This window comes from Streptomyces sp. NBC_01426 (genome assembly GCF_036231985.1).
Lineage (GTDB): Bacteria > Actinomycetota > Actinomycetes > Streptomycetales > Streptomycetaceae > Streptomyces.
This window is the reverse complement of the sequence record NZ_CP109500.1, coordinates 38,614-64,945: the sequence shown is the minus strand read 5'-3', so window position 1 is coordinate 64,945 and position 26,332 is coordinate 38,614. Positions and strand designations below refer to the sequence as shown.

The window sequence follows — 26,332 nt, the reverse complement described above, 5'->3', positions numbered from 1 at the left end:
TGGGTCTGGGCGGTTGCGGGTCTGGTCGTTGGACGGTGTGAGGGTGCGGTTCAGGTTCGTGGGTTTTTGGTCGGTCTGTCTCTGAGTCGGTGTGCTGTCCGGTGGGCTCTCTGAAAGTTCTGGGGGGCCGGTACTTGTCAAGGCGAGCCGACCTGAACGGCGTCGTAGCCAGTCGGCGCCAGGAGATGGGCGGCGGTTACCGTACGCAAGAGCCACGGTGGCCGGACGTGAACAACCGCTCGGCCGCGTCACCCCGGCCCGTGTCCCGGGCGTGTCAGTGGCCTGCGGCATGATGCGGGAGACGTGACGGCAGGTCCGATAGGGATTTCAGAGGCCGTCCCGAACGGGGGCGTTGTGCACAAGCTGGTCTCAGATGAGGTAGAGGTCACGGAGGATCCGCAGCTGCACTACGAGAGGTGGCGGTGGGGCGGAAGACTGCCGAGTGAGTCGCTGCGCCGTGTCCGCGAGAGCAACGTCCTGGGGCTGCTCGACTTCGACAGTGACCTGGTCCACGACCTCGGCGCCGCGGATCCAGACGTCCAGCGTGCCGTGGCGGTGCTCGCCGCTCAGCGGGCCTGCGAGGTGGCGGGCCTGACCGATGTGCCGTGGGTCGCTGGGGCGCTCGCCGCGTTGCCGCAGGGGCATCCGCTACCGCCCCCTTTCGACGACGCGGCCCGGATGCGGGAGGCTCTGGAGTCCACCCCTCTCGAACCGGGCCCGGATGTTCTCGGCGCAGTACCGCCCCAGCGGGGGCGGTACTTTCCCCCGGCGCCGGCAGGGTTGATGTGGGTCAAGACCGCAGAAGAGAGCGACGGGGAGACGAGCTACGAGCTTGACCGGCTACCGGACAGCCAGGCACCGATGGTGTTCACCGAGCTCGTGTTCCCTGCCGGCACACCGCAGGTCCGTGGGCCCATCTCACAGCCGCATTTCGCTCTCCCCGCCGTACTCGCTGCTGCCGAACCCGACCCGCTCAAAGCAGCTCTGGATGCGGTGTGGCATGCGCTGAACACGTACGGAGAGCACTACCCGGAGTTGTTGGATGAAATCCGGTCGATCTGGGGCGGGCGGACATCCGTACTGGATGCAAAGACACGGCCTGCTGATCTGAGCCGACGAGTGCGGAGCGGACGAGGCGTAGCGATGGTCAACTACCGGGTGAAGTGGGTACGCGCGAGCGACGGCAAGGCCATGGTGTCCGCGGTGAGCTACGACCAGCCCAGCGCCGAACACCGAAAGGCAGATCTCGAGGCGGAGGGCGCCACGGACATCAAGATCGTGAAGCAGCGGCCCGGCGAGTAGAACCGCCCGATTCGCATGCACCCGGCCGTCTCCACGGCACACGCGGGCGTTGAATGCGAACAGCCCCCTCGACCTGGTGGTCGAGGGGGCTGTTGCGTTGGTAGCGGGGACAGGATTTGAACCTGCGACCTCTGGGTTATGAGCCCAGCGAGCTACCGAGCTGCTCCACCCCGCGTCGTGAACACCACCCTACGGCACTGGCCCCACGCTTCCGACCGAGTATCCGGACGGTGAGGCGCTCCCGTTCAACCCGCAGCGTCCCGGGTCCGCCGCACTGTCCCCGACAGCGGTCAGCCCGTACTCCTCGGGAACGGACCGGGGAGTGTCTCGGACTTCCACGACCGCCCCTCCAGCGGACCAAGCTGAAAGGGCGGAGGGCCGCCGTGAGACAGCCCGTACTGACCTGCGCACCCGCCCAGATCGGCCCGTGCGCACGGTGTCGCCAGCCCTGTTGCAGGTACGGCCACGTCGCCTCGCCCCTGTGCCAGGGCTGTAAGGTCCTGCGGTCCGCCGCCGGCTGATGAGCGCGGACGAGCCGGTGGAGCCGGTCGCCTTGCGGCCGTGGGGGCCGCAGGACGGGCCGGCGCCTCGGGTGTGGACGTGGCCGGCCGGTGACCGCCCGGCCCTGGCCGTGTGGTCGTGCGGGGCGTGGCGGTTCGCGCCGGTCAAGTCGCGCCAGGACCACGCGGACGGGCGGGTCGTCTATCAGGTGGCGATCGATGCCGACGGCTCGACGTCGGTTCTGTCGCGGTTGTACCAGTGGCCGCAGCCGGGCCTGAGGGTCGCGCGCCGGTCGGTGTCGGCGCCGTCCGATTCGGGGCCGCCGGTCTTGGCTGTCCGGCGACGAGCGGCGATCGACGCCGCGTAGGCGGTACCCCCTGGCCGCGAGGAGCGGGCCGGCCGCGGCGACAGTAGGAGGGCGGAGGCCGGGGCACATCTTTCACATGCTTCTCGCGTGTGAGGCGCAGCGAGTTGTCGGCACTGGGACGTGTTGATGGGTTGATCGGATGTGTCTGTCCCCTTGGCGCGTCGCGCTGCTGCTGTGGCAACGTTTGTTCCTCCTGGCCGAGGGCCCCGACATGTACCACCCACGTTCCGCAGGAGCAGGGAAAGCCGAAGCCCCCACTGATGCCAAGCCTCCGGTCGAGCGGACAATGTGGGCACAACAAAGGAGCTGGGCCCCTAATGGGGCCCAGCCTTTGGTATATCTACTACACCCCTACCTGGTCAGGCCTGCCCTGGGCCCGCTGCTTTCCTGGCCTGGGAACCTTAACCCCCGAGGATGCCTCCATCTGCCGGTACTTGGGCGCACGGGCCGAGCACGGAAGACTTATTGACCAGAGAAGAACCAGCCTGAGAGTTCTCGCAGTTGATCAGCGTTTTCTGCACCGGCATGTCGGCTCCGCCGCATTGGTTGAGTGGGGTGCCGATGGGCAGGCCGAGGAGGCTGCCGCCGGCGGCTCCGCTGCCTCGGGTGGTGTGGCCCGCGGCTTGGGCGCCGGTGTTCAGGTTGGCGCAGTCGGTCCCGAAGGCCGGGGACAGGAAATCGCCGACTCCTCCCGCGCTGGCAGGTACTGCCGTGACCATGCCTGCTCCCACGGTCGCGGTGGTGAGCAGCACGGCTGCGGTCATCTTTTTGATCGTCATGCCTGGATAACATCCGTGGTCACGGACAGTCACAGGGTGCTCGGTTGACGGCTGCTCGGTGCCTGTCGAAATCCGCTGCTGGTGTGACTGGCATGGGGCGGGCCTCGTTGGGGCTGGCCTCGACGTCGCCGCGGTGGGACTAGACACCCTCCCGCGCAGCAGACACAAGGCCGGTCCCTTAGGGTTCCGGGCTAGCGATACCAGTGCGCGCCGTGGATATACCCGACTGGTTCAAGTGGATCTTTCTCGGCTTGGCCTTCTTGCAGGTCCTCGGCCTCGTCTCCGTCATCCGCCGACTACGCGAACTCGACTCTGGAGTGCGAGCCAAGGCCCGTTTCGATCTGGTGGACTCGATCGGCACCTGGGCGAAGCCCCCGAGGATGGCCGGAAGTCTTCGAGCGGGGGAACTGATGAGGCGTCCGAACAACCGCTGTGGCCGCGGTCGGTCTGTTGCTGGCTCTGACGGCCTGTCAGTCGGGGGCGGCGTCCGGCAAGATCCAGGGCACCGGCGCCGAGTTGGCCTGTGCGGCCGTGAGTCGGCTGCCGGAACGGATGCCCGGTACCGACGGCGGGCAGGCATTCGACATCGCGATGGCCCGCCTCGTCGGCGCCGAGGAACTGGCCAGGGCGGCCGCCCTGGCGGACGCCAAGTTCCAGCCGCTCGCCGACGCCCTGAGGGAGGCGCAGCATCTGCTCAACGTGACCTCCGACATCCAAAGGGCCGAACCCGCCATCAAGAAGGCCCGGACGTACTGCTGAGCTTAGTGACCTCGCTCGTACGGGTGAAGCAGGTCATAGGTCCCTACCGGTACGGCTGGTTCGGAAGCGATGCCATCAATTTCGGCGGTTCCGCACGATTAGCGGCGGTGATTGGTGCCGTGAAGCGGTCCCAGCGGAACAAAAGACAGGGGCGCCCACCGCCTGAATCAATCAGTTGGCCCTTCGGGCCGGACGGCTGGTGTCTCCGATCGGGGTGGTCGTGGGCACTAGGGCAGCGGTTGTATGGTGCGGGGCTGTCGCGTGGCACGAGTGGAACTCATCCTGCGCATCGGCGGATTGTCATATCTAATGCAGGGAAAATTCATGTCAGGCACTGTTCTGTCCGTGTTGGCAGGCGTGGGCGCCCAGCTCCACATGGCGGGCGCAGCAAGAATCGACAGTGCGCCGGACGAATTGGGGCACGCTGAAAGCAGTATTGGCGAATCGAGTTGGTGCGGGAATTCCGATCACGTGGAATTGTGAGAGTAGAAGATGTCCATGAAATTCGGCGGTGCGTCCTCCGTCACTCATACGCTTGACTGGAAGGGAAGTGACTATCTGTGTCGAGTGGTCACGCCCGCGACAGAGAGCCGCCTTAACACCCTCCTGGTCCTGCCGGGAATCATGTATCCCCTGCACTCATGGCCCCGCCTGGAAGCGGAGTTCGCTGACATCAGGCGTCTTGTCTTCGTGGAACTCCCCGGCGTGACCACCGCCACATCAGCGGTTCCTCGACTTACCTGGGAGTTCCTGCTCGGAGCGACAGTGAATATCCTGGACTCGCTCGGTATCCAACGGTGTGATGTGCTTGCAGCCTCCGCTTGCGGGCCTCTGGGGTACCGCTTGGCGCATCAGTACGGTGACCGGATCTCTCGGCTGGTTCTGGTCGGGGCCCCCTCCCAGAACCTCAGCCGGGAGACCGAAGAGCTGATCCGGCACATCGATCGGTTTATCACCCTCAAGCCATCGCTTAGTGGCGACCGTGCGAGGCGAAAGGAATTCGCGGGAATTATTGCGGAAACTCTGACACTCTCGAACAGCACACGGGGGCGCCGTTCTGCGGCCATGATCGCCCTCGCGCTACGCCACAAGCTTTCCCGGCTCCCGCGCGAGGATTACATCAGGTACGTCCAATATCATAATGACCTGATGTTGAACCCTGGTGCAGAGGTGATCCCGCCGGGTTTGATCGAAGGAGTTCCGACCCTGGCCGTATACGGCGAGCACGACAGGATTACACCCCCCGGATCAGGCAGGGAACTCGCCGGTAACATCGCCGACTGCACTGTGGCAGTCATCAAGCAATGCGGCCACATGTTGAACAATGAGCGGTCGAAGGAATTTAACGATCTAATCAACCGTTTTCTGGCAGGGAACTCTCTGACGCCTCTGCCGTACCTCGCCGACATTTCGACAGGCCAGACCGTCCGCGCATCCGATCGTATGTGATGCAGCGTTGCCCGCGGCCCTTGGCCCACGACTGGGTCAAGGTTTGCCGCCGGGACACCACCGAGGGATCGTCGGCGCCGCCACGGGCACCCTCGACCGCAGCTCCTTTGTCGGTCTTCGAGCGCAAGCACGAGATCGGGATGCTGAGGGCGATCGGCCTTCACCGCACACAGATCAAGCAGATGGTACGGATCGAGGCGATCACCATCGCGCTGTTCGGCGCCGTACTCGGCATCGGCCTCGGGTTCTTCCTGGCCTGGGCTGCCGGAAAGTCGATCACGGGCATCCTGCGGACATACACGATGGACATCCCCTACGGCCGCATCGCGTTCTTCTTCCTGATGTCCGGCGTTGTCGGGGTACTGGCCGCCCTCTGGCCGGCCCGCCGCGCAGCCCGGCTCAACCCCCTGGAAGCCATCAAAACCGACTAAGAGAGACGGGGCCTTAACACCTGATGTTGAATACGCGAGACCTGGAATCCGAGATCGTATACCAGGCATTGCAGGTGCCCTGCATGGATCCGCGCTCTGCGCGCCGTGGGTCGCATAAGAGGCGGTGCCAGTTCTCGCCTATACGGGTGTGCGGGTCAGGGCCGGTGCCCAGAGCGCTCCGGGGCAGTACGACCCGGCCCGTACCTCGGCCCCGACACACCGGCCTGGTATGTCGGGGCCGCGTCGTGCGTGGCCGGGCGGGCGCCTACCGAACAACCGCCCGCCCGGCGGGGGTGTGCGATCCAACCACGGCACCCGGGGGGTGGACCACCCCTCCGGGCTCCACTTTCCACGCTACGCCCACTGCGGCGGAGCCGCGCCCTTGGCCAGCCCCGCTGGTCAGAGGCCTAGTGACGGCTTGATTGCGCGGCATGACGGCCACGGCCGGCGTACTCGGACCGGCGTCGCGGCCGTGCGGGCGACGGCATGATCGCGCTCCCTGCGGTGCAACCCCGGTTACCTAGGTGCGCAAGTGACCCCTGAGGGTTGTCTTTCCGCTGGTCAGGACTGGTAACAGGCGCGGTGGTAACCGCGACTCGGTGACTGGCCGGGTAACAGGGTTACCGGCCCAGTCACCGGCCCTGCGCGGTGAGGCTGGCCGTCAACGGCCGGCGATCGATGCTGCGTAGCGGTCCGGTCCGGGGCTGTGTCGGGCCGCTGCACTGCATCTTCGAGGGGTGAGCCTGTCCGATTGCGGCCCTGCCCTGCGCACCCATGTCGGCGCGGGTGCGGCGAGCCTATCGGGCGCGTCCTGAAACACGCTGAGGGTGCATGAGAGGAACGGTGTCCGCTGGCACGTGCTGGCGGCGGACACAATCAAGCGGACCTTTTGGAGCGATGGCTGCGTCGGCGTCTTGCGGTCGATCTCCCGGATTCTCATGCCACCGCGGTGGTCCCGACGGATCGTCACGTACAGCTCGACCTTCGACATCTGCGGCATGGCCAGGCCCTTTCGCCACGGCCTGACAACTGTGGGGCGGTGCCGCCGTGCTCGGGGGTCGCCAGGACGGCATCCGCGATACGTCACTCCCCCCAACAACCGGACAATTGCCCACGCATAAGCGTTTCGCGTCTCAGTTGGCTGTCCCCGGTCGGCTCCGTGGACGTCGACTACAAACGGCAGGGTGGGGTGACCACAGTCGCCCTCTGCGCAGCCGAGGACGTCGCGCTTTTGGAGGTGGTCCGGCCCTCGGTGGACTGGCGGGCCGTGCGCACCGTGGTGGCGGGGCGTGGCTCATCGCTCGCAGCTCTTGACCCGATTGCCCCGGCTGACGATCGGGCGTTCCTGGCGGAGGTGGCGTGGATCGCCAGGGTGGCCGGGCCACGGTGGTGAACTGGCTCCGCCGGCACCCCGACTTCCCCGACCCGGGTGGCCGGCAAGGACGTGCACCCGCAGCTCGACCGGCACACAGTCGTTGCCTGGCTCCTCGCCCACGACAGGATCGGCATCCCCCGCGGGGCCGACGGTTTCCTCGGTGCTGCCGGCCGGTACCGGGGGCGCCACGTACTGGTTCCGGCTTTATGGCCCGTGGCTGACCCTGGCCGAAGGCGTCGACGGGGAGGACCAGTTGTCCGGCTGGTCCACCGTTACGGACGCCGAGCGACCGGAGGGTTATGGGTCAGCGTTGGTGGGGGAGTGGGGGTCGTTGGGCGTCGGGGTCGGTGGAGCGGTCGAAGGCTCCGGGCTGGGCGAGGTCTGCGAGGAGTTCGTCGATGAGTTGCCGGGTGACGTGGGGCATGACGTAGACGTGGCTGTAGTCGTGGCGGCGACCGCCGAGGTTGAGGGGCATGCAGGCCAGGGAGTATTTGCGGGTGATGTCGGCGCGGGGTTGCTGGAACCAGATGCTGAGGGCGTGGTCGGCGTGGCCGACCTCGATGCCGTCCTCGGCCCATGGCTCTGAGCGGTCCCGGAGTCGGTCGCTGAGTTCGCGCAGGCGCCGGGCGGTGTACTGGGCGATTCCTGAGACGTCGGCGGCCTGGCGGATCTGCTGTTCTTCGCTGAGCTGGGCGAGGTGGTTCCACATGGCGAGGGCTGCGAAGCCGCTGCGGGAGCCGGCGAAGGTGCTGTCGGGGGAGGAGACGTATGCGGGGTCGGACGGCGGGCGGAGCTTGGCTCCCGCGCGTGCCATGTAGATTCCCGTGGGGACGGGCGCGCCGGGGTATTTGTGGCCGCTGGTGACGATGGAGGACACCTCGGGGATCCGGAAGTCGAAGACCGGGGGTGCGGTGTCGGTGAGGCCGGTGTCGCGGGCCTTCTCCAGGTAGGGGGCGTAGGCGGCTCCCATGGCTCCGTCGACGTGGATCCAGTACCCGTTGCGGGTGCTGACACGGTTGGGGTCGTCGGGGTCGAATCGCACGGTGCGGTCGACGAGTCCGTGCCGTGTGAAGATCGGCCGCAGGCGCTCGCAGGCGCCTTGGACGTCGTCGAAGGCGCCCTTGAAGACGCTGCCGACGTTGAAGTTGACCAGGACGGGGTGTCCCTTGGCGGCGAAGAAGTCCACGACGGCGACCAGGGCGTCGATGTCGATGGTGCCCGGCCCCTCGTCGCCGCCGGTGGTCGGGACCCCGCCCAGCGGCCAGCCGTTGTACGTCGGCATCCCGGTGCCGGACACATCGATCGGGCACTGGCCCGGGTAGAGGCTTCCGCCCAGGTCGTAGAAGGTCGGGATGTCCAGCACCCGCATCGCCTTGATGTGCGAGTAGTGGGTCTCCCGGGAGAAGAACGCCACCGGCAGGTAGGCGTTGGGGTTGTCGTCGGGATGCTGGGCCCGCAGGTAGCTGGTGCGGCAGCTGGTATCGCCGGAGACCTCGTCACGCACCAGGGCGTTGCCGTCCAGGTAGTCCCGCGCGTTCCACATCGCGTACAGGTTGCCCTCGGTGCTGCCCATGGACAGCACGTACCCCCACCCGTCCTCCTCGCGGGGCCGGTCCGGATCCTCGGGCAGGGCCACGTGCCACAGGCGGGCATAGTGCTCAAGGACGGCCCGCTCCAGCCACCGCGAGTGCAGGCTGTAGTGGCTGTCGACGAACGGGTCCCCGATGTTGTTGAGGTGGAAGCCCAGGAACGGGCCCAGCGCGGCGTGGCCGTCGAGCGACAGGTTCACCTGATAGCCAAGAAGACGACCGCGCTGCTCGCCGAGGTATCCCTCCGGCTTGGCGAGGACCGCGGTCCGCTGCTCGTCGGTGTAGGAGTCGGCACCCAGCCGGTAGTCGTCGTTGGTCGGCGGCGCCGTTACCGGGATTCCTGTGTACTCGGTCGTCATGAGGTGTCCGATTCTGAACAGAATCACGAAACGGCGGCCTATCCGCGTCGTAAACGGACGGCACTTGCGTCGGGAATCGCTCGGATCCGAAGGGATAGGGGTGGGGGCGAGGCGCGTGGAAGGAGCGGCCGCAGCGGCGGCCGCCGGAGCGTTGAGCAGCCCAAACAGCAATCGCTGGAGGAGGATCGGCCGTTGTCCAGGCACCTCGCGGCATCCAGAATATGTGCCCTGCGATGAAGAAGTTCCCACTCCATCCGCACAACATTCCTATTACCTGATTCGGGTGGTCGGAGTTTTAATTCGTACCTCAAAGGTGCCATGAGCAGTGACGTTTTTGCGCGCGCCGGAGGCGACAGCGAAGTGCTGGCTCCGAACTGACGTCCGTTCGTGCAGCCGGTCCTGTACGCCCCGTCCGGGCGGCGCTTGGCGGCCCGGGCCACGCTGTTGCCCGGATCCCGGGCACCGAAGGAATGCCGACGCCGGCGGACTGTTGGGCGATCAGAAACCTTCCTCCGGCCAGGGCCTGGCCGGACTGGACGAACACCAGGTCACACACTGGACGTTCTGGCACCGCTGGGTCACCCTCGCGATGCTCGTGCACGCCTTCCGCCCCGTCATCCGCGCCGACGAACACGCCGGCCACCCCGGTCCGGAGGGGCTGCCCCCCTCACCTGCAACGAGATCCAGCACCTGTTCACCTGGCCGTCCGCCGCGTCTACGGCACAGACCACCGGCTCGACTGGCCCCACAGGCGACGCGCCGCCAGGCCCGATCGACAAGCCAATCAAGCATGAGGATCGCGATCTAAAGCTGGAGTATCACGCGGTGACTTTCCCGAAGAGGTGGTTGGCTGGAGCGTCCGGGTTGTTGCCGTAGAAGAACTCCGTGAGCGCCTGGTGGAACTCGGCGCGGTCCAGTGCGCCGGAGCCATCCCGGTCCAAAGCGGCGAAGGCCGCGGCACCGTCCTCGACGGGAACGCCGGCGACCGCGTCGAACATCTGCTGGAACTCCGCCTGATCGATCTTGCCGTCGGCGTTGAGATCGACCAGGTCGAAGAAACAGTTGGTCACCGGCTCGATCTGTTCCGGGTACAGGGCGGGGTCGGTCAGGACCCGCTTGAACCCTTCGGTCATTTCCCGCAGATCGACCTTCCCGTCACCGTCCTGATCCATGGGGGCGATCACGTTCGTCCAGAACCCGTCCATCCCCTCGGTGAGCTGGTGGGTGGTGGCGGAGTCCGGCGTGGCGCCGCGGGCGGCGATGTAGCGCTCGCTCATGTTGCGGACGTCCCGCTGGGTGATGAACCCGTCGCCGTCGACGTCGGCGCCCCTGAACCACTGGCCGTACTTGAGGTCTTGAAGTGCAGTCATGGCTGCGCACAGTATTCACGTCGTCACACAGACGCAAACGGCGAGTGAGGGGGCTTTCGACGGACTGACCGGCCTACTACGCGCCTGACAAGGGCGTACACGGGAACGCGCCCGACGAGGCAGGAAGTCTTCGTATCAATGTCGGAGGTCGGGTGGCGTGAAGGCGAGCACATCAGGCGGAAGATCGGCATAGACCTCGACGTCGACCAGCGCACTGAGAGCACTCGGCCCTTGGGACAGGCGTGAGCACGGCCGATCCGCCGTGAGGACGTTCGGATTGCCGTGACGGTCCAGTGTCCCGCTGAGGCCCGGCTGGACCGGATCCCACCACGCGCCGGTGGACAGTTGCACGACGCCTGACATGACGTCGTCAGACAGGACCGCGCCCGCGAGGCAGCTGCCTCGGTCGTTGAAGACGCGTACGATCGTGCCGTTTTCGATACCGCGCGACGCGGCATCCGCCGGATTGAGCGTCACGGGCTCGCGCCCTCGAATTTTTGAGCTGAGGCTGTGGCCGCCGTTGTCGTACTGACTGTGCAGGCGTGAGGCGGGCTGGTTCGAAATCAAGTGCAGCGGGAATCGGTCCGCCAGATCAGCGTGAAGCCACTCCACTGGTTCGAACCACGTCGGATGCCCGGCGCAGTCGTCGTAGCCGAACGAGTCGATTTCCTCGGAGAAGATCTCGATCCGGCCCGACGGCGTCGGCAGGGGGAACTGTTGCGGATCTGAGCGGAGCGCCTCGAAGCTCCCGGGAAACGGTCCAGTCAGCGCCGGCAGCTCAGCAGCGGCGCTTCGCCAGAAGTCCTCGAAGCTTGGCAAGGTGGTCTCGTCGCCGAGCTGGACCCTCGTCTGATCGTAAAGGTGCCGTACCCATTCGGTCTCGGAACGCGACTGTGTGAACTCTTTCTCGTATCCGAGCCGGGCGGCCAGGGCGGCGAAGATGTGGTGGTCGGTGCGCGACTCGCCTTCCGGCTCGCGGACCTTCGGCATGGCGACGAGGTGGGGGTCGGAGAAGCCGGCGGCGAAGTCGTCGCGTTCCAGGCTGGTGGCGACGGGCAGGACGATGTCCGCGAACTTGGCGGTGGTGTTCCACCAGGCTTCGTGAACCACCACGGTGTCAGGTCTCTGCCAGGCGCGGGTCAACCGATGCAGGTCCTGGTGGTGGTGGAACGGGTTTCCTCCGCACCAGTACACGAGGTGCAGCTCGGGCAAGGTGAGCCGCTGCCCGTCGTAGTCGATGGTCTTGCCCGGATGCAGCAGGGTGTCGGCGATCCTCGCGACCGGGATGAAATCCGCAACGGGGTTGGAAACCGCCGGAATCGTTGCCACCGAGGGGCGGCCTGGGGCAACGCCGGTCGCGTCCATCGTCGCGTACCCTGCGCCCCAGCCGCAGCCGGGCCGGCCCATCGAGCCCGCCATGGCGGCCAGCACGACGGACATCCAGATCGGCTGTTCGCCGTGGTCTGCCCGTTGCACCGCGTAGTTGACCATGATGATCGAGCGCTGGGCTGTGAGGCGCCGAGCGAGGTCGATGATCGCGTCACGGCTGATGCCCGTGATCCTCGCCGCCCAGGCGGCGTCCTTGGGGACGCCGTCGAGCTCGCCGAGCAGGTAGGAGGCAAAGCGATCGAACCCGGTACAGCACCGGCGAAGGAAGTCTTCGTCGTGCCAGCCGTTGACCAGCATCGTGTGGGCGATGCCGAGCATCGCGGCGGTGTCGGTGTTGGGGACGACGGGCAGCCACTCGGCGTCGAGGAAGCCGGCGACGTCACTGCGGATAGGGCTGACGTTCACGAACCGCACCCCGGCCTCACGACACTGGCGCTGCAGGTCCTGCGTCTGGTGCCTTGCCAGCCCACCAGGGTTGATTTGGCTGTTCTTCAGGGCCAGCCCTCCGAACGCCACCACGAGCTCGCAGTTCTCGGCGATCTCGCCCCACATCGGCATCCGGGACTGGTAGCTCCACGGATGCCCGCCGATTACATGGGGAAGGATGACCTCCAAAGCCGCGGTGCTGTACGTGTTGCGCGAGTCGGTGTATCCCCCGCCTAACGACAGGAACCGGTGGAGTTGCCCCTGCGCATTGTGGAACGCGCCCGCACTCGCCCAGCCGTAGGACCCGCCGAACACCGCACTGTCTCCGTGCTGTGAACGCACCCGAGACAGCTCATCACTGACCAACGTGAGCGCGTCGTCCCAGCTCACTTCCACGAAGGCGTCCGCGCCTCTGGCCGTGTCGTGGACGCGCGGCAGGCCGTTCAGCCAGCCTTTGCGCACCGCGGGGCGCAACACGCGAGCGTGGTCGTCGGCGGCCGTCACCATTCCGGGGCCGATAGGCGACGGCGCAGGGTCGTCGCCCCTCGGCTCGATTCGCACCAACCGGCCGGATTCGACCACCGCGACAAAACTGCCCCAGTGCGTCGCAACCGACATGCGTCGTTCCACCATGCACCAACCCCGCCCTGGAAGGTTCCCCTGCTCTCGCACAGTGGCTGCGTACGCCACGGGACCCCCATCGAGCAGAGGTCCGCAGGGCAGAGACTTCCCCTGAGGTCTGCTGGTCAACCCCACCCGTCGGTATGTCGGCGCGAGCGATGAGTGTGTGGCTCGTGGTGTCGCCGGGTGCTGTTCCACGCGCTCCAGGGACCGGTGCAGGCCCTTGATGAGGCGGGCTCGGCCCTGTGCGTAGGCGAGGACGCCGCACCCAGAGGACGTCACCGACAGGCGCCTGTTCGTCTCGGCCAGGGTGTACGCCAGGAGTTCCCCGAGCCCAGACCCACCTGTCAGGGCAACGGCACGGGCTTTCAGCTCTTCCCGAATGACCCTGGCATGGCCCGTCAGTTCGAGTGCGGCCAACGGCTCGATCCGCGCCCACTGCGCGTCAGTCAACGACACACGGGGCGAGGATGCCGTCTGGTGTCTGGTGGGAGAGTCGCTTTCCTGCCGGCAAGAGGGGCTTCTCCGACGTGCGGGTGGGGACATGCGTGCCGGCCGCTGCGGTCGGCGTGGTGTCGGTAACCGTTCGCCCGCGGGGCCGTTGATCGGGTGATACCCGTGCTGCCCCCGGTGTCGCGGGACCCCGCAAGGGCGCGTGCCGCGTCCGCGACCAGTGCGGTCGGCGCCCGTTCCCCCAACCTCAGCCCGTGCCCGTGCCCGTCCTGCCCGTGAAGCCGGGGCGGGCGACGCGGTGTTCACGAGCCGTGGTTCCCGCCATCCCATTCGTCCTGTCTGGAGATTCGTGTTCCCTCCTGCTGATACCGCCACGTTCCAGCCGGCCCCGCCGCGCCGCTGGCACCCGGCGCTGGCGGTTCCCGCCGTTGTTCTCGCCACGCTCGTGGTCCCGCCACTCGGTGCCGCGCTCGCGTTCATGGCCCGCTGGGACAAGGCCGGCCGGGCGGTAACCGTGGTCCTGGCCTCGATCTGGTTCGGTGTACTGCTCGTCACCGCCTCCGGCCCGAAGCCCGTGCGTGACGATGCGAAGCCCGGTTCCCGGCCGGTGGTCACCGTCACCGTCACCGCGTCGGCCCCCACCTTGGCCGCCCCCTCTTCCACGTCCTCGTCGACACCCGTTTCGGCGTCACCCACACCTGTCTCGCCGTCTGTCTCCGCACTGGCGTCGGTCCCGCCCGTTGCCGCCCCGGCCCAGCCGCAGGTTCCCCAGGCTCCGCCGAGCCGGCCACACGCCCCGGCCCCGGCGCGGGCTGACGACGGGAAGGGGACCTCGGATGATGCTCCGGCGGCCGTGGGGGCGTCGTCAGGGGGGAGTTCGACCAGCGGGGGAGGTGGCAGTGCCTATTACCGCAACTGCACGGCGGTCAGGGATGCAGGGGCAGCTCCGATCCGCCGCGGGGACCCTGGCTTCGACCGCCACCTCGACCGCGATGGCGACGGCATCGCCTGCGAGTGACCATGCCACCCTCGCGCGCGGCCATCGCCGGCGTAGCGGAGCCGACCTGAGACCGGATCACTCGCGGGGCATCCGTCCCGACCCAGGCACCACACCAAGGGTGTGTGCCCGCGTATCGGCGCGTACCCCGGGCTGCCGGAGCGGCGCACCATGGTTGGGCCCGCCGCCTCGGCAGTCACCCCGATCCGGGCAAGCCGGAATCAGGTGGGGCGGGGCGGCGGGCTGCCGGTTCGCCTTCGCGTCGGTTGGGGCAGGCCCTCTCGTGCACGGTGACTCCGCCTTCGGGGCCACCGATCGTCAGGGCCCGGGCTCCACACCGCCGGCAGATGGGCGGCCGATCGTCTTGTCGACCGGTGGGATGTGCGGCGCGCGCGTTCATGAGGTGGGCCTTGTACTGGGGCAGGCCCACACCTCGATGTCGGTGTTGTGGACTCCTTGCCGGCTGGAGATCCTTCCGCGGGAGACGGCGCCGGCGGTGAGTTTGGTGCCGCAGGCGAAGCAGGCCCGCCCCACGCCGACCGCCCAGGGCAGGCCCTGGGCCGAGGGTAGGGGGGTGTCCGCGCATTGCAGCGTCGTCGTGGTCACGGGGTCACCCTCCCACGGGCGTCTGGGCTGTAGCGCGCGACAGTCCGCCACAGGGGTCGCAGGGGCGGACGGAGGTCGGCACGCTCCAACAGACGAGGAGCTCGGGTAACACCGGCCCTTCGTGCCGCCGGCAACTCCCGCCCTCGGGCGGCCCCTGTCCCTCGGTGGCCCCAGGTTCTTCGGATGTCGGCTTCACCGCGGAATCGTTCCCGCCCGCTCGCGTGATGACGCGCGTACCCGACGAAGGTGTTCCGGCGGCCGCTCGTGCCGGTGCCCTCCTGGCTCCGCCCTGACCTCAACCGCCGCGCCAAGCTGCCCACCCGGCGCGTGACGGTGCGGCAGCCTACGGTTCGGGCCCTGGAGCCTGGCACCCGTCCGGCTCGCAGGCCACCGTCGTTCGAGCGGGAGGGTGGCCGTCGTGCGCGTGGGCGATGACCATGCAACTCTGTGTATTCCTGCGGTATTCGCCTTGTGTGAAGAGCAGGATGGGCGCGGTGTCTTCCGCGTTGGGCGGGTGGCGGGGTGGGTGTGTGGGCAGGCTGGCGGGGTGGATGCGATGGATGTGCGGCGGGTATACGGCGGTTCAGACGACAGCGGCGAGGAGCCGGCTCCGCGGCCCGATCACGTGTACGCGAGACTCTTGGGCGGGCCCCTGGACGGCCTGCTCCTCGATGTCACCGGCTGGCCTGTGGGACAGCGGGTGGAGGGTACGTTGCTGATCACGGACAAGGGTTTGTACGGGTCGGGTGGTCGGGCGTTCTACGCGCCGGTCGAGGACGATGCCGAGGGCCCGTTCCTGTGGCACGGCGACACCCCCTGACCAGTCCCGGTCCCACCCGAGCACAGTGACTGCGACCGGGGAAGGTGTCTCACCAGCCCCCTGGCGCACGTGGCGGCGGGTGGGACGCCTGCCGGACTGGGTACTTGTCCCGCTGCCTCTGCCCGTACCGCCGCGAGATGCCGCGTGGTTGTCCACGTGTCGCTGTCCGACACGACCGCCCCCGTTCAGGTCGAAACGCGGTGTCCCCTGCAGACCCGTAGATGCCCATGCTCGCGGACGAACCACGGGCCGACGACGGTCTGGGGGCCGCGGGTGCGCGCCGGTTGATGCCTGCCGCGTCGACTATGGCCGGGCGGCGGCCACCGGTTGCCGGGCACGGCGCAGCTGTCCTCGGCACAGGGCATTCCTTGATCTTCTCCGCCGCTTCGGGGCAGCGCATTGCCGTCGTCCGGCAGTCTTCACCCGCCATTCGCTGCCGGTGAAGGACCTCTTTGCTGCCTGTGGCAATCTGGTTGCGCGTCAACGGGTTCGCCGACGCGACGAGGACGGGGGAGTGTGTGACGGAGCGGGAAGCACCGCGAGACCAGCTGGCGGGGTATGTGGAGTGCCTGCGCGACGCCTGTGGCACCGGGCGTCGGATGACGCGCTCCGAGTTGGAGGCACGCCGCGCCGAGGGGGAGCGGGCCGCGGAGCTGGGTCTCACTTTGCGCGTGATGATCCGCGAGCACCTGGCGGTGTCCCAGGAGGTCCTCACCCGGGTGCCGATCCAGCAGGCGGGTTCGCTGCTTGCCGTGACCGAACAGGCGGTGGACGCCTTCGTCGAAGGCTACGAGCGCGCCCAGCACCAGGCCGTGCGCCAGGAGGAGGCCGCACGTCGCGAGTTCATCGACGACCTCCTCTTCGGGCGCAGCGATCTGGGCCGGCTGGCGGAGCGTGCCGAACGCTTCGGACTGCGTCTGTCGCAAGCGCACGCGGTGGCCGTGGCGAGCGGACCTGAGCCGTACGGGGACGGGTATCCGGTGGCCCGCGGGATCGAGTCGGCGGTGCTGGCCCGGTTCGCAGGCAGGCAGATTCTGCTCGCCACGAAGGACGGGCGGCTGATCTGTGTGGCCCCCGGTGACCAGCCGGATGTTCTGGCGTTCTTCGCCAAGCAGGCGTACGCCGCCACCGATGGCGGCAAAGTGGCCATAGGCCGCTCCCATCCGGGCGCCGGCGGCGTGGTGCACTCCTACGAGGAGGCGCTCAACGCCCTCGAACTGGCGGAACGGATGGGCCTGGACGGGCCGGTACTGCACGCTGCGGACCTGCTGGTCTACCCGGTCCTGACGCGGGACCGGCAGGCGATGGCCGACTTGGTGGAGAACGTGCTGGGCCCGCTCCGCAACGGGCGCGGCGGCGCGCGGACCTTCATCGACACCCTCACCGCGTACTTCGACAGCGGCTGTGTGGCGACCGAGGCCGCACGGAAGCTGTCGCTGAGCGTGCGGGCGCTGACCTACCGGCTGGAGCGGATCCACACCCTGACCGGCGCGGATCCGGCCGACCCGGTCAACCGCTACACCCTGCAGACCGCGGTGATCGGCGCCCGCCTGCTCGCCTGGCCCGACACCGAGGCGTGAGCGTGTACCTCAGGGCGTGCGGTTGTTGCGTGCCGCCCGATCCCGGATGCGGCAGCGCACCCAGTGGGCCACTTCACCGAGGCTGATCAAGAGGGCGGCGCTCGCCGCACACGTCACCAGCGAGGCAGGTGTGTCGCGGATTTGCCCCGCACCCCACAAGAGTGTGGTGAAAGCGCCCCACCACAGGGCGATGGAGACGGCCTCCACGCGGCGGCTGCGTGCCATACGGGGGCTCCTTCTCTCCTCCCTGGAGGGGGAGGGGGCGGCCGGTTTCTTATGCCAGGGCGAAGTAGCGCAGCCACAGGTAGAGGGCGGAGATGGCGATCGTGACGGCGGTGACGATGAGGCCGTATTTGGTGAACTGCCAGAAGGTGATGGGGTGGCGGTTGCGTTCGGCGATGCCGAGGACGACGACGTTGGCGGAGGCGCCGATGGCGGTGGCGTTGCCGCCGAGGTCGGCGCCCAGCGCGAGGGCCCACCACATGACGTGGTCGGGGTCGCCTCCCATGTCGGTGACGAGTTCGCTGGTGATGGGCGCCATGGTGGCCACGTAGGGAATGTTGTCGACGATCCCCGACAGGACGGCCGATCCGCCCAGCAGGAGCATCGTGCCGCCCAGCTGGGCGCCCCCGATGACACCTGCGAGGGAGCTGGCGAGTTCTCCGATGACGCCGGTCTCGATGAGCGCGCCGACCATGACGAACAGGCCGGCGAAGAAGGCCAGGGTCGGCCATTCGACCTCGCCGAGCACCTCTCCGGTCTCGACCTTGGAGATCGCGATCAGCAGACCTGCGCCCAGGAGGGCGACGACGCTGGGCGCGTAGTGCAGGACGGGGTGCAGCACGAACCCGGTCACGACCAGCGCCAGGACGGCCAGGCCCTGGATGAGCAGGCGGGGCTCTTTGATCGCCTCGCGTTCGCGGAGCTCCATGATTGCGGCGGCGCGCTTCTCGTCGTAGACGAAGTGCCTGGCGAACATGATCCGGCACAGCGCTACCAGGACGATGGTCAGGACCGCGGCCAGCGGTGCGAGGTGGACCAGGAAGTCGTTGAAGGTCAGGCCGGCGCGGCTGGCGATGATGATGTTGGGCGGGTCGCCGACGAGGGTGGCTGTGCCGCCGATGTTGGAGGCGAATACCTCGGCGAGCAGGAACGGGACCGGGGAAAGCTTCAGCCGGTCGCACACCAGCAGCGTCACCGGGGCGACCAGCAGCACCGTGGTGACGTTGTCCAGCAGCGCCGAGGCCACCGCCGTGATGACGACCAGCATGGCCATCACCCGGAACGGTCTGGCCTTGGCCTTCTTCACCGACCAGATCGCCAGGTACTCGAACAGACCGGTCCGCTTGAGGACTCCGACGATCATCATCATGCCGAGCAGCAGGAAGATGACGTTCCAGTCGATGCCGGTCTTATCCGAGTGGAAGGCCGACGCGTCGTCGGTGGCGCCGATGGCCAGCATGAGCGCCGCGCCGCCCAGGGCGGCGGCGACGCGGTGGATCCACTCGGTGATGATCAGCAAGTAGACGCCCGTGAAGACCGCGACGGCCGCCCAGCTCTGCCAGCCGCTCACCCCTGACCCCCCACGTCCAGGAGGTGACGCATCAGAGAGGCGGCCGAGACCACACCCACCAGCCGGCGCCCGTCGTCGTCGCGGTCGATGACGGCGACCAGCGGTACGTGGGTACGTGCCATGAGAGCGGCGATCTGCAGCGCCCCGGCCTCGGGCCCGACGAAGGCGGGCTTGAAGGAACGCGCCGGGATCCACTGGGCGACGGTCTTCCCGGTCAGGGCCTCGGTGAGGGAGTCGGCGTGCTGGTCGTCGATGACCGCGGCCAGCAGCGGATCCTCCATGACGTACTCGGGCACCAGCTGCCGCACCAGCTGCGATCCGGGGACGACCGCGTACGGGGTGCCGTCCCGGTCCAGGACCAGGAGCGCGGCCATGTCGTGTTCGGCGACCAGGCGCACGGCGTCCAGGGCCTGGTCATCGGTCATCACATGCGGGTAGGGCTCGGCGAGATCACGGGCGATCATGCTGCTTCTCCTGGTCGATTGCACTGCGCGGTGCCGAAACGGTGTCGGTCGGCTCGGGGGCCCGGTCGTCGTCCGGTATGCCGGTGAGGTCTTCCACGTCGAAGAGGCGGGCGATGGGGACGTCGGTGCTGGAGTGGGCGATGATCGAGAAGGCGATACAGACGGCGATCAGCGTGTACGCCTGTTCGCCCTGCGGGATGCCGGCCTGGAGCACGAGCAGGCCGTAGACGACGGACGCGAAACCCTTGGGCCCGAACCATGCGGCCACCAGCTTCTCCCGCCGCTCGATCCGCGCCCCCAGCAGCGAAACCAGCAACGAGGCCGGGCGGATCAACACGATCGCCAGCACCACGGCCACGTACCCGCCCGCCGACAGATCGCCGAAGAGTGCCGGGGTGAGCAGGGCGCCGAAGACGAGGAGGGCGGCGAACTTGGCCAGCTCCGCGAGCATCTCGCCCAGCGGCTCGAACACCGTCTTCGACTCGGGCGAGACGGACGCCAAGACGGCGCCCGCGGAGAACGCCGCCAGGTAGGGATTGGCGTGAGTGAGGTGACACAGCCCGTACAGGATGATCCCGGTCGCCAGCGGCAGCAGCGGCTGGAGCTTCGGCTCCGCCCCCAGCAGCCGCAGCCGGACCAGACCCGCCACCATCAGCGGCAGCACGACACCGAAGACCAGACCGAGCCCGAGCTCCAGGCCGATCTCACCGACGGAGGCATCCGCCTGACCGGAGGTGGGACCGGCCGCGGCGATCAGAAGCAGGACGACGGGCAGCGCGAGGCCGTCATTGATGCCGCTCTCCACGTTCAGCAGCTGCCGCAGCTTCGCCGGAACTTCCTTACGGCCCACGATCGCCGACGCGAACACCGGATCGGTCGGCGCGAGGACGGCGCCGACGAGGAAGGACGTCGTCCAATCCAGCCCGACCAGGTAGTGCGTGATCAGAGCCATGCCGGCCATGGCCAGCGGCATGCCCAGCCCCAGCGCGCGGGCCGGGTTCTTCCAGTTCTGCCGCAGCTTCGGGAAAGAGACGTGCATGCCGTCGGTGAACAGCACCGCGAACAGAGCCAGATCGGCAGTCACCGACACGATCTCGCTGTCCGCCGTGATGTGGATCAGCCCGAGGAACCCGTCACTGACCAGCGCCCCGCCCAGCAGGAACAGCAGTGAAGTGGACAAGACCGTACGGGCGGCAAGCCCGGACAGCAGCACGGCGACCAGCAGCGCCACACCGAAAACAGCGACGAGCACCATACGTAAGACCCCGATCAGCGAAGAGAGCTATCCCCATTCGCCGACCAGGCTTCCCGGCACACCACGGCGGACTTTACACGTTCCATACGCCCCATTGACGGTTCCCTGACAGCAATCCGCCTCACCCGAACTTGCCGGACTCCGGCATGAAAAAGTCACGAGCACCCCGTCTATCGTGGGCGTCCGACCCAGGAAGGTACCGATGAACGGCAACCCCATCTATCACGCGATCGCCCTCGCGGCCGGCACCCTGCTCGTGCTGCCCCTCCCCTTGGCGGTCCTCGCCGGCTGGACGCCACGCGGCCTGCGGGGTCGACGACTGGCCGCGCGCCCCCATGCCTGGGCCGTGCTCTGCTTTTACACCCTCATGCCGCTCAACGCCGTGCCCCGAATGCTGGACGCATCTGCGGATACCGTGATGGCCTGCATGGTCCTCGGCTTCGTCTGCATCGCGGCCGCTGTCGGCTGCTTCATCCAGGCCGAGTGCACGGCACGCCGAGCCGACCCCGAGCAGGTGGCCTGACCAATGGACGGCCGCAGCATCACGGAGTGGGCGCGCCGCAACATCACCGAACGCCGCATGGCGGTCGCCATGCTGATCGCAGGGATGCCCCTCACTCTGGTCAGCGTCGCCTTGTACGTCCTTCCCGGCCCCGGCTTCCCCTTCCTCGTCATCGGGCTCTCCCTGCTGATCACTGGCCTCGCGATGCTTGGGGCGGCCCGCAAGAGCCCCTGACCGATCCAGGTCAAGCCGCGCGGCCTCGTGTACACCTGGCGCGGGGTGTGCAGGAGCCGCACGACAGCCCTGACCCCCGCGTTCGTCCTGCGTGCACGCCCGCTTCGTGCGACGCGGACCAGGCGGGTGAGCATGCCGCGTCCGCGCCGCCGGAACGCGTGCTGCCTAACCGGTCACCGCTGCTTGGCGGAGATCCACACGGCCGCCGCGGTCGCCACGGCGAACGCGCACAGGGCGAGGAGCACACTGCTGTACTCCGGCAGCGCGTACATCACGGCCCCCGCTGCGGTCAGCACGGCGCCGAAGGTGAACAGCGGCGAAGGACGCCCGGTCCGGGAAGGGCGGGGCATGGCGAGCACTCCTGGCAGGGAGGGAGTCGAACCATAAGGCTCCCACGGCCCGGGGGCCCGGTACAGCACTACCCGCCGCTGCCGGACGCGTCCGATCAGGAACCCGAGGCGTGTACGTCCCGGCGGCCGAGGAGCTCGGCCAGCCCCCGCCGCGTGGCGGCGAGTACGACCCGGTCCTGGGCCTTCAGGACGTAGCCCGGATGGAGGTCCCACACCAGACGGGCGTGGAGTTCGGCCGCTTCGCCGGGCGTGGACGACAGGTCCGGGAGCCGTTCCTCCGGTGAAGCGGTGTCCAGGGCGATCACCCGCCACGCCCCCGGCCTAAAGGACTCGGCGACGGTGCGGCCTTCCAGCTGCGGGTGCCCGGCGACGTCCAGGGCGGCGAAGAGCAGCACGCGCCGCTCCACCGGGATGGCACCGAGGATCTGCCGACCCATCATGGCCCCGGCGAATGAGGGCGCGGCCAGGTGCGTGACGCTACGGCTTCGGGTGAGGGCGGCCGGGTGCGCGGCGCGCAGCGTGCGGTAGACGGCGGTCGCGAAGTCGTCCTCGTACAGCCGCATGACGACCCGCAGGTCCGGCCTGACCCACGGGCGTACAGGGCGGCCTCCAGGTTCGTTGTGTCGGCGCTTGTGAGTGCCAGGAGCGCGTGGGCGCGGTGGATCCGTGCGGCCTCCAGCACGCCCTCTTCGGTGACGTCCCCCAGGACGACGGGCACCCTCATGCGGCGGGCCAGAGCGAGACCGCGGGCCTCCGGGTCGGACTCGACGCACACCACCGGGATCTCCAACTCCCGCAGCCGGACCAGGACCCGGGCCCCGATCTTGCCGAGCCCCAGCAGGACCACGTGACCGGACAGTCCGCGGGGCGGACGGCGCAGCGCCGTCGCGCTGCGGAACGCCCCCAGGCCCTCCAGCGCGGCCGCGACCAGTACCGGCAGGAGCAGCAGGCCGACGAAGCCGGCCAGGATCTGCAGCGTCTTGCGCTCGGGAGCCTCGTCGACCGCCGGGTCGTTGATGGCGAAGATGTCGAGCAGGGTGATGTACGCGGCGTGCAGGGGGTGGTCGCCGGTGGTCAGCCAGGACGCCACTGCCAGGCCCGCCACCGCGGCCACGATGCCGGCCAGCGACCAGCGCAGCCGCCGCGAGAAGAGCGAGGCCACCGGCAGCGACGCCGCGGCCAGGCGCCGCCCCGACCCGGCCGGACCCACATGCGTCATCGCCTCGAGCGCCACAATGCCGCGGCCGGTCGCGGCCGCCACCGCCCGCTCATCGGGCAGCAGTTGCGGTCCCTGGTTACCGCTGCGGTCCGACCCTTCGCTTCCGGCAGGATCTGCGGCGGTCGCGGACAGCAGCGCCAGGGTGCACAGGCCCGGATCGGCGACCTGGCCCCGCCCCGGAGGGGTACGCTCCACCGCACGCAGCAGTAGACCGTCGGCCTGGATGACCTTGCTGGTCCCGGCGATGGCGCTGGCCGCGAGCGCCGGCGCGGCGGTGTCCGCGTCCGAGAGGACGGTCGTCGACGAGTCCAACTCGCGCAGGTCGATACCCGGCTCGGCCACGACCGCCGCTTGGTCCAGCAATTCCTCAAGGTGCTGACCGAGCTTGCGGTTGTACAGGCGGATCACCAGCCGCAACCTTGGGTTGAGCCGACGAGCCACGAGCGCGGCCCGTACGTTCGTGTCGTCGTCCTCGTATACCAGCGCCAGCGCGGCCGCCCCGGACACCCCCGCCATGACCAACGCCCCCTCGTCAGGGTCCGCCGCCTCCACGACACGTAGATGACGGCTGCCGGCGCCCTCCGGCGAGGACCGTTCCGCCTGCCTGCTGCCGGGTACGCGCCCGCGCAACCCGAGACTCCGTACGCTCCAGCGGCCGACAGCCCCGTGCGGCGCGTGCACACCCTCCGGCACCACGAGCGTCACCCGCTCCCGGTACACGTCGCGCAGCTCGGCGGCCAGCCGACGCGCCAGGCCGTCATCGCCACAAACAACCATCTGACCAGCGGGAAGAGGAAGTTGAGCCTGCAAGGGATTCGACACGGCCCCAGGATGCCTTGTACCCGCCAGCCGCGCCCACCGCGTTCCGGCTACGGCGCTCCGCGCGGCACCGTGGCCGACTGACAGGAGGGCCCCCGACCCTCGACGATGTGCGTCAAAGAGGCGTAAAGATTGCCGACGGCAGGCAATGTGCGAGCCCGCCTCCCCCTGCCAATCTGGTGCTGTCCAGCGGGAAGGCAGCGATCAGAGGGGAGGGCCCATGGGCTTGTTTCTGGGTCTCGGCATCGGGGGAGTCGTGCTGCTCGCTGTCTCGCTGGTGTTCGACGGGGTGCTCGAAGGGATCTTCGACGGAGCCCTGGACGGACTGTTCGACGGGTGGCTGTCGCTTCCGGTGATCGCGGGCTTCGTCTCGATGCTCGGCTTCACGGGGGCGATCGTGCTCGGGTCCACGGGGCTCGGGCAGGGAGCGGCAGCCGCCGCGGGGGCCGTGGCCGGAGCAGGCGCGGGCTGGGCGACGTACGGCTTCAGCCGGGCCCTGCAACGCGACGGCGAGGGCAGCGCCCCGCACCAGGCGGAACTCGTCGGTTCAGCGGGCCGGGTGGTCACCGCCATCCCGGCCGACGGCTACGGCGAGGTACTGCTGTCGCTCGGCGGCCAACCACTGAAGTACGCCGCGACCGCCGACGCCCCGATAGAGCGAGGGGCCGAGATCTGGGTGACGGCCACGCCGTCCACGACCTCGGTCAGCGTCCGCGCCGTCAACCGCTGAACGGCGCCACCCACGCTTTCCACCTTTCCGATCCTCTTTCCATCAGCCCTAGAGTCTGCCCCCTTCCGGGAGGCAGGGGGGAACCACCATGAGTCCTGTTGTCACCGCGGTCGTGGGAGTCGTCGTACTCCTCGTCCTGCTCGCCCTCGTCGTCGTCACCCGCTACAAGGTCGCCGGACCCAGCGAGGCTTTCATCATTACCGGGCGCCGGGGCAAGCGGTCCACCGATCCGGAGACGGGGCGGATATCGACCGACACCACCGGCCAGAAGGTCGTGGTCGGCGGCGGCGTGTTCGTCGTCCCGTTCGTCCAGCAGCGGTACACCCTCGACCTGTCCAGCCGCCACATCCCCATCGCCGTTCGCGGCGCGGTCACCCTGCGCGGCATCAAGGCCCACCTCGAAGGCGTCGCGATCGTCAAGGTCGGCGGCAACGAGGACGCCATCCGCGCCGCCGCCCAACGCTTCCTCCAGCAGCAGGACGGCATCGTTGGCTTCACCCAAGAAGTCCTCTCCGGCGCGCTGCGGGCCATCGTCGGCCGGATGTCGGTCGAGGACATCATCCGCGACCGGGCCGCCTTCGCGGGGCAGGTGGCGGAGGAGGCCGAGGCCAGCCTGTCCGGCCAGGGCCTCGTCCTGGACGCCTTCCAGATCCAGGACATCACCACCGAGGGCTCCTACCTTGAGGACCTCGGACGCCCCGAAGCCGCCCGCGCCAAGCAGGAAGCCGACATCGCCGAGGCCAACTCCCGCCAGGCCGCCGAACAGGCCCGCCTGAAGGCCGAGGAGGAGATCGCCGTCGCCCAGCGGACGTTGTACCTGCGGCAGGCCGAGATCAAGGCGGAGACCGACGCGGCGACCGCCCAGGCCAACGCGGCAGGCCCTTTGGCGGACGCCGACCGGCAGCAGCAGATCCTGGCCGAGCAGGAGAAGGTAGCCGAACGCCAGGCGGCGCTGACCGACCGCCAGCTCGACACCCAGGTCCGCAAGCCCGCCGATGCCCGGCGCTACCAGGCCGAACAGGAAGCCGAAGCGCTGCGGGTCGCCCGCGTGAAGCAGGCCGAGGCGGAGCGTCTGGCGGCCATCGCCGCAGCCCAGGCGGAGGCCGAGCGGGCCCGCCTGACCGGCGAGGGGGAGAAGCAGCGCCGCTCCGCCCTCGCCGAGGCCGAGGCCATCGAGGGCGCCAAGCGCGGTGAGGCCGAACGCGCCCGGCGCGCCGCCATCGCCGAAGCCGTACGCCTGGAGGGCGACGCGGAAGCCGCCGCCATCTTGGCCAAGGGCGCCGCCGAGGCCGAGGCCATGCAGAAGAAGGCGGACGCCTTCGAAAGCTACGGTGACGCCGCCATGATCCAGATGATGGTCGAGGCACTGCCCCAGGTCGTGGCCAAGGCCGCCGAACCTCTGTCTGCCATCGACAAGATGACCGTCATCTCCACCGACGGCGCAAGCAAGCTCTCCCGCACCGTCACCGACAACGTCGCCCAGGGCATGGAACTTCTTTCCTCCACCACCGGCGTCGACCTCGCTCAGCTCCTGGGCGGTCTGACCGCCGCCAAGACGTCCGCCATGCCCGAGCCGAACTCATCCAACGGCAAGATCGAAATCGTCGGCTAGCTCGCACATCCTTGGGGCCCGCTGAGAGCGGGCCCCAAGAGCGGGCGGCGGCAGACGCGAAACGAGGGGGACGCCGGGTGAACTACGACCGGGAGCCGGTGTTCAAACGAAGCAAGTGGGGCACCCAGAGGTACTACTACAACCCGCGCAACCCCATCGGACTCACCCTGATCATCGTCTCCCTCCTCTTCGCCGGGACGATGATGCTCCTCATGGCGAACCGGGCAGGCCCGTTCGCACCGGAGCCCGCGCCCACACGGAGTCCGCCACGATACGAATACTCGTGGCCACCACCGGCGAGCATCCCCACCCCCTGGCCGGCCCCGCTGCCCACCAGCCCGCTCGATCCTTGAGCGGCAAACCCGCCGGAGCGTGGCCCCGAGAGCCGCAGAGCGTCTCTG

General features: G+C 68.6%; 24 protein-coding genes, 1 tRNA gene and 3 pseudogenes. 16 read left to right on the top strand and 12 right to left on the bottom strand.

From position 1 onward, the window contains the following. The first annotated feature begins 354 nt into the window (after window positions 1-354). Entirely contained in the window at window positions 355-1,302 is a 948-nt protein-coding gene (locus tag OG906_RS00340) for a hypothetical protein (RefSeq protein ID WP_329438806.1), read from the top strand. A gap of 98 nt (window positions 1,303-1,400) precedes the next feature. Here the strand turns inward: OG906_RS00340 and OG906_RS00335 are convergent. Then, window positions 1,401-1,477: transfer RNA gene (locus tag OG906_RS00335), tRNA-Met, on the bottom strand. Window positions 1,478-1,822: 345 nt separating this feature from the next. On the opposite strand from OG906_RS00335, the gene OG906_RS00330 reads away from it, so the two are divergent. Further along, window positions 1,823-2,170 carry a hypothetical protein gene (locus OG906_RS00330; RefSeq protein WP_329438804.1) on the top strand — a complete coding sequence of 116 codons (348 nt, stop codon included), beginning with the start codon at window positions 1,823-1,825 and terminating at the stop codon, window positions 2,168-2,170. A gap of 401 nt (window positions 2,171-2,571) precedes the next feature. On the opposite strand, the gene OG906_RS00325 is transcribed toward OG906_RS00330, so the two are convergent. After that, window positions 2,572-2,949, bottom strand: coding sequence for a hypothetical protein (locus OG906_RS00325; RefSeq protein WP_329438802.1), 378 nt, complete (start codon window positions 2,947-2,949; stop codon window positions 2,572-2,574). 450 nt (window positions 2,950-3,399) lie between these two features. Here OG906_RS00325 and OG906_RS00320 point away from each other — a divergent pair, with 450 nt between their 5' ends. The 5 genes and pseudogenes from OG906_RS00320 (at window position 3,400) to OG906_RS00300 (ending at window position 6,981) form a co-directional block, all read left to right on the top strand. Further along, a complete protein-coding gene (locus OG906_RS00320; RefSeq protein WP_329438800.1) occupies window positions 3,400-3,708 on the top strand; it encodes a hypothetical protein in 309 nt (102 codons plus the stop codon). Between the two features lie 270 nt (window positions 3,709-3,978). Next, a complete protein-coding gene (locus OG906_RS00315; protein ID WP_329438798.1) occupies window positions 3,979-4,191 on the top strand; it encodes a hypothetical protein in 213 nt (70 codons plus the stop codon). Window positions 4,192-4,200: 9 nt separating this feature from the next. Then, on the top strand, window positions 4,201-5,157 hold the full coding sequence (locus OG906_RS00310; protein ID WP_329438796.1) for an alpha/beta fold hydrolase: 957 nt from the start codon (window positions 4,201-4,203) through the stop codon (window positions 5,155-5,157). A gap of 107 nt (window positions 5,158-5,264) precedes the next feature. Continuing rightward, window positions 5,265-5,588, top strand: a pseudogene (locus tag OG906_RS00305) (ABC transporter permease); the annotation flags it as partial. A gap of 1,159 nt (window positions 5,589-6,747) precedes the next feature. Continuing rightward, window positions 6,748-6,981, top strand: coding sequence for a hypothetical protein (locus tag OG906_RS00300; protein ID WP_329438794.1), 234 nt, complete (start codon window positions 6,748-6,750; stop codon window positions 6,979-6,981). A 286-nt stretch (window positions 6,982-7,267) separates the two neighbouring features. Here OG906_RS00300 and OG906_RS00295 read toward each other — a convergent pair whose 3' ends face one another. After that, the gene (locus OG906_RS00295) at window positions 7,268-8,911 is read right to left on the bottom strand and encodes a histidine decarboxylase (RefSeq protein WP_329438792.1); all 1,644 of its coding nucleotides are present in this window, start codon (window positions 8,909-8,911) and stop codon (window positions 7,268-7,270) included. A gap of 511 nt (window positions 8,912-9,422) precedes the next feature. Here OG906_RS00295 and OG906_RS00290 point away from each other — a divergent pair. Then, a pseudogene (locus tag OG906_RS00290) lies at window positions 9,423-9,705 on the top strand (IS701 family transposase); the annotation flags it as partial. 24 nt (window positions 9,706-9,729) lie between these two features. On the opposite strand, the gene OG906_RS00285 reads toward OG906_RS00290, so the two are convergent. Next, on the bottom strand, window positions 9,730-10,281 hold the full coding sequence (locus tag OG906_RS00285; protein WP_329438790.1) for an EF-hand domain-containing protein: 552 nt from the start codon (window positions 10,279-10,281) through the stop codon (window positions 9,730-9,732). 135 nt (window positions 10,282-10,416) lie between these two features. Next, window positions 10,417-12,729, bottom strand: coding sequence for a molybdopterin-dependent oxidoreductase (locus OG906_RS00280; protein ID WP_329438788.1), 2,313 nt, complete (start codon window positions 12,727-12,729; stop codon window positions 10,417-10,419). Window positions 12,730-13,648: 919 nt separating this feature from the next. Here OG906_RS00280 and OG906_RS00275 point away from each other — a divergent pair. Continuing rightward, the gene (locus tag OG906_RS00275) at window positions 13,649-14,188 is read left to right on the top strand and encodes an excalibur calcium-binding domain-containing protein (RefSeq protein WP_329447883.1); all 540 of its coding nucleotides are present in this window, start codon (window positions 13,649-13,651) and stop codon (window positions 14,186-14,188) included. 375 nt (window positions 14,189-14,563) lie between these two features. Here OG906_RS00275 and OG906_RS00270 read toward each other — a convergent pair whose 3' ends face one another. After that, on the bottom strand, window positions 14,564-14,773 hold the full coding sequence (locus OG906_RS00270; RefSeq protein ID WP_329438787.1) for a hypothetical protein: 210 nt from the start codon (window positions 14,771-14,773) through the stop codon (window positions 14,564-14,566). Between the two features lie 556 nt (window positions 14,774-15,329). Here OG906_RS00270 and OG906_RS00265 point away from each other — a divergent pair. Both OG906_RS00265 and OG906_RS00260 read left to right on the top strand, forming a co-directional pair. After that, the gene (locus tag OG906_RS00265; protein WP_329447882.1) at window positions 15,330-15,593 is read left to right on the top strand and encodes a hypothetical protein; all 264 of its coding nucleotides are present in this window, start codon (window positions 15,330-15,332) and stop codon (window positions 15,591-15,593) included. 599 nt (window positions 15,594-16,192) lie between these two features. Beyond that, window positions 16,193-17,173, top strand: a complete 981-nt coding sequence (locus OG906_RS00260; protein WP_329438785.1) for a PucR family transcriptional regulator — start codon at window positions 16,193-16,195, stop codon at window positions 17,171-17,173. Window positions 17,174-17,182: 9 nt separating this feature from the next. On the opposite strand, the gene OG906_RS00255 is transcribed toward OG906_RS00260, so the two are convergent. Genes OG906_RS00255 through OG906_RS00240 form a run of 4 tightly spaced genes read right to left on the bottom strand, consistent with a single transcriptional unit; the run spans window position 17,183 to window position 20,465 of the window. After that, window positions 17,183-17,398, bottom strand: a complete 216-nt coding sequence (locus OG906_RS00255) for a hypothetical protein (RefSeq protein WP_329438783.1) — start codon at window positions 17,396-17,398, stop codon at window positions 17,183-17,185. Between the two features lie 49 nt (window positions 17,399-17,447). Next, a complete protein-coding gene (locus tag OG906_RS00250; protein ID WP_329438781.1) occupies window positions 17,448-18,746 on the bottom strand; it encodes an ArsB/NhaD family transporter in 1,299 nt (432 codons plus the stop codon). Continuing rightward, window positions 18,743-19,210, bottom strand: coding sequence for a CBS domain-containing protein (locus OG906_RS00245; protein ID WP_329438779.1), 468 nt, complete (start codon window positions 19,208-19,210; stop codon window positions 18,743-18,745). Before OG906_RS00245 ends, OG906_RS00250 begins: the two co-directional genes overlap by 4 nt. Continuing rightward, window positions 19,197-20,465, bottom strand: a complete 1,269-nt coding sequence (locus OG906_RS00240) for a cation:proton antiporter (RefSeq protein ID WP_329438777.1) — start codon at window positions 20,463-20,465, stop codon at window positions 19,197-19,199. Before OG906_RS00240 ends, OG906_RS00245 begins: the two co-directional genes overlap by 14 nt. Window positions 20,466-20,667: 202 nt before the next feature. Here OG906_RS00240 and OG906_RS00235 point away from each other — a divergent pair, with 202 nt between their 5' ends. Next, window positions 20,668-20,988, top strand: coding sequence for a hypothetical protein (locus OG906_RS00235; RefSeq protein ID WP_329438775.1), 321 nt, complete (start codon window positions 20,668-20,670; stop codon window positions 20,986-20,988). Window positions 20,989-20,991: 3 nt separating this feature from the next. Continuing rightward, window positions 20,992-21,201 carry a hypothetical protein gene (locus tag OG906_RS00230; protein ID WP_329438774.1) on the top strand — a complete coding sequence of 70 codons (210 nt, stop codon included), beginning with the start codon at window positions 20,992-20,994 and terminating at the stop codon, window positions 21,199-21,201. A gap of 173 nt (window positions 21,202-21,374) precedes the next feature. On the opposite strand, the gene OG906_RS00225 is transcribed toward OG906_RS00230, so the two are convergent. Together OG906_RS00225 and OG906_RS00220 are read right to left on the bottom strand one after the other, a co-directional pair. Further along, complete coding sequence (locus tag OG906_RS00225) at window positions 21,375-21,551, bottom strand: hypothetical protein (protein ID WP_329438772.1); 177 nt, start codon at window positions 21,549-21,551, stop codon at window positions 21,375-21,377. A gap of 95 nt (window positions 21,552-21,646) precedes the next feature. After that, a pseudogene (locus OG906_RS00220) lies at window positions 21,647-23,547 on the bottom strand (NAD-binding protein). A gap of 262 nt (window positions 23,548-23,809) precedes the next feature. Between OG906_RS00220 and OG906_RS00215 the strand changes: the two are divergent. From OG906_RS00215 to OG906_RS00205, 3 genes are all read left to right on the top strand, one after another. Then, complete coding sequence (locus OG906_RS00215) at window positions 23,810-24,319, top strand: hypothetical protein (RefSeq protein WP_329438770.1); 510 nt, start codon at window positions 23,810-23,812, stop codon at window positions 24,317-24,319. Between the two features lie 88 nt (window positions 24,320-24,407). After that, window positions 24,408-25,931 (top strand): flotillin family protein, encoded by a 1,524-nt coding sequence (locus OG906_RS00210; RefSeq protein ID WP_329438768.1) that lies wholly within the window; start codon window positions 24,408-24,410, stop codon window positions 25,929-25,931. Window positions 25,932-26,008: 77 nt separating this feature from the next. Then, complete coding sequence (locus tag OG906_RS00205; protein WP_329438766.1) at window positions 26,009-26,284, top strand: hypothetical protein; 276 nt, start codon at window positions 26,009-26,011, stop codon at window positions 26,282-26,284. Window positions 26,285-26,332 lie beyond the last annotated feature (48 nt).